The sequence below is a fragment of the Fimbriimonadales bacterium genome (assembly GCA_035559795.1).
In the GTDB taxonomy this organism is placed as follows: domain Bacteria; phylum Armatimonadota; class Fimbriimonadia; order Fimbriimonadales; family ATM1; genus DATMAR01.
Genome location: DATMAR010000004.1, coordinates 1 through 1721 on the forward strand (window position 1 = coordinate 1; position 1721 = coordinate 1721).

Consider the following 1721-nt stretch of genomic DNA (forward strand, 5'->3'; position numbering starts at 1 on the left):
TTTCGAAAATGCGATTGTAAATTTACTTTCGAATAATCGGTAGTGAAAGTTTTTCGATAGCAATTGAATTACCCCCTCCTTAAAGGTTCCCCCTCTTCGCTTCGCTCGAAGGGGAACCGGATTCTAACATAGTAGACCTTGAGGACGAATTCGAGTAGATCGAAGGGGAACCGGTATCTGATGTCAGATCTCACGAACGAATTTGGTTTGCTCGAAGGAGAACCGGTTTTTCCTAGATTCGACCTGAAAATTCAAATCATTCACAAAATAGAAATCGAGCTCTCTAAGACACCGGTTCCCCTTGCATTAGCAGGGGGAACCTTACGGAGGGGGTCCTATAAACCCATGCGATCGTGAGCCCATAACTCTTTTTTCAGATTTTTTTCTAAGATTCTTTGTGAATCGATTATAACCGCTTTCCCTTGCTTTAGCAGGGGAAACCTTACGGAGGGGGTCTCGTAGTAATCAAAGAACCCGATGTTTGACAGTGTTGCTGAATTATTTATCTAAATGGTATTGAATTATTTTTTCGATAGCAAGAATGAGTCACCCCCTCCTTGAAGGTTCCCCCTCTTCGCTTCGCACGAAGGGGAACCGGTATCTGATGTCAGATCTCACGAACGAATTTGGTTTGCTCGAAGGAGAACCGGTTTTTCCTAGATTCGACCTGAAAATTCAAATCATTCACAAAATAGAAATCGAGCTCTCTAAATATAGAAATCGAGCTCTCCAAGACACCGGTTCCCCTTGCTTTAGCAGGGGGAACCTTACGGAGGGGGTGTGTGGACGAGTTCTATCAATGGTGGGGATATTCGAGGCTCTACACGATATATCGAGCCTGTAGGCATCGGAAAAAGTGATGTATTTCGAATATGAGGCCAGGGTGGCAATCCACTTAAAACGATGAAAAGCAAACGAAAGGGATCGCGGTGTCCAACAGCGGCCGCTGTCAAGACATCCGAATGAAGCCATTCTTCGTAAAACTCCTTCATACGCTTGACGCATTCTTCGGGAGTTTCGTGTTCACCGATTTCGTTGATTCTCTCTTCCTTTCGGATGGGAACGTTTTCGCAAAGTGTAGAAATAATTTCAGCAGTTTGTTCCGTACGCATCAGAGGAGAACAATACAAAAGAGAAATACCTTGCGGTGCGAGATATCTTCCTGCGGATTTCGCTTCATCTCGCCCTTTTTCTGTCAAAGGGAAACCGGGTAGGCGGTGATATTCTACCCTTTTCGGATTATCGACTTCGCCGTGGCGAACGAAGAACAAAACTTTCGGAGTCATTTTTTCAAAGTGTCGGGGGGGTCGGTCCAAACTCCGTCGTTTTTGAGAAGTTGGATGAGTTCTTCAACACCTTTTTCTTGCGGAATGTTGTTCTTCACGAGTTCCTTACCTCGATAGAGAGCGATCATCCCCCCCGCTTTCCCCACGTAACCGTAATCTGCATCCGCCATTTCGCCAGGACCGTTCACGATGCAACCCATGACCGCGATGTCCAATCCTGTTAGATGCTGTGTTGCCTCCTTGACCTTTTGGAAAACCGTCGGTAAGTCGAATTTCGTGCGTCCACAAGAAGGGCAAGCGATGAATTCCGTTTTCGTGCGTCTCAATCCGAGGGCTTGCAATAAATCATAGCAAACGGAAATTTCATGAATCGGGTCCTCCGCTAAAGAAATGCGAATCGTATCGCCGATTCCTTCTGCCAAAAGCGTCCCGATG

General features: G+C 46.0%; 2 protein-coding genes. Both read right to left on the reverse strand.

The window, feature by feature from the left end; translation table 11 throughout:
* Nucleotides 1–767 precede the first annotated feature (767 nt).
* Entirely contained in the window at nucleotides 768–1286 is a 519-nt protein-coding gene (locus VNK96_04050) for a histidine phosphatase family protein (GenBank protein ID HWP30887.1), read from the reverse strand.
* A partial coding sequence (locus VNK96_04055; GenBank protein ID HWP30888.1) for a flavodoxin-dependent (E)-4-hydroxy-3-methylbut-2-enyl-diphosphate synthase occupies nucleotides 1283–1721 on the reverse strand: 439 nt, incomplete at its 5' end. The genes VNK96_04050 and VNK96_04055, both read right to left, overlap by 4 nt.